At 64.0% G+C, this 1,075-nt stretch carries 2 protein-coding genes; both read left to right on the plus strand.

Annotated elements, in window-relative coordinates; translation table 11 throughout:
* The coding region (locus ENZ74_RS32675) for a DNA repair protein RecO C-terminal domain-containing protein (protein WP_206522395.1) at positions 1–372 on the plus strand (372 nt) is incomplete at its 5' end.
* Positions 369–887 (plus strand): PaaI family thioesterase, encoded by a 519-nt coding sequence (locus tag ENZ74_RS32680; protein WP_013532579.1) that lies wholly within the window; start codon positions 369–371, stop codon positions 885–887. The genes ENZ74_RS32675 and ENZ74_RS32680, both read left to right, overlap by 4 nt.
* Positions 888–1,075: the final 188 nt, after the last annotated feature.

The following is a 1,075-nucleotide window of genomic DNA, read 5'->3' on the forward strand; positions in this document are numbered from 1 at the left end:
CTGCTGGTGCTGGACGAACTCGGCTTCGGCCTCGATCTCAGCCAATGCGCCGCCACCGGCACGCGACAGGACCTGGCCTATGTTTCGCGGAAGTCGGGACGCGCGGTATCGCGCGAAGCCGGTTTGCCAGGGCGCGACAGGATGCTGGCTCTGCCGGCCTTCCTGCAGCGCGGCTCCGGCCTGCGCGCGGATGCGGCTGATGTCGACGACGCCTTCCGGCTCACCGGCTTCTTCTTCAACCGCCACGTCTATGAGCCGCGCGGCATCGAGCCGCCGGACGCTCGTACCGGCTTCCTCGCCGCCTTGCGCAAACATCACGCACGCGGCAAGGCCATAGCTGGCGAGGACGCAGCCAGAGAAATCCTCACATGAGCGAAGTCGAACTTTATCCTGGCCGGGTCTCACCGCTCGGCCTCGGCACCATTCCGCACGCCGACATCCTGAAATACACCGGTTTGGAATTGCTGCAGCGCATCGTCGACGGCAAGTATCCGGCGCCGCCGATTTCCTTCCAGCTGAATTTCACTCTCACCGAAGTCTCGGAAGGGCGCGCTGTCTTTCGTGGCATGCCGAGCGAGCGCCATCTCAACCCGCTGGGCAGCGTGCATGGCGGCTGGGCGGCGACGCTGCTCGATTCGGCACTGGCCTGTGCCGTGCAGACGCTGCTCGAAAAGGGCGAGGCCTATACGACGGCGGAGTTCAAGGTGAATTTGACGCGTCCCATCACGCCGAAGACCGGCGAAGTGGTCTGCGAGGGCAGGGTTGTTCACAAGGGCCGCACGTTGGCGGTGTCGGAAGCGACGCTGAAGGATGGCGGCGGCAAGCTGCTGGCTTTCGGCACCGAAACATGCTCGATCTTTCCGGCCGCCAATCTGGCGGCGCGCTGAGTTTTCTGGCCGTTTGGCCGCCGCATTTGCTTGTCAGTGAGACGAAACGTCAGTGAAAACTGGCCTGGTTTGGGGGAACCGCCATGTTTGAGAGCCTGATCGGCCTTGTCGCCATCATCGCCTTGTTCGTCATCATTTCGCGCCAGCAGAGCCGCATCGGCCTTGTCGAGCGCGAGCTTGGCGCGCTG

This window comes from Mesorhizobium sp. M7A.F.Ca.CA.002.15.2.1 (assembly GCF_003998715.1).
GTDB lineage: Bacteria > Pseudomonadota > Alphaproteobacteria > Rhizobiales > Rhizobiaceae > Mesorhizobium > Mesorhizobium ciceri.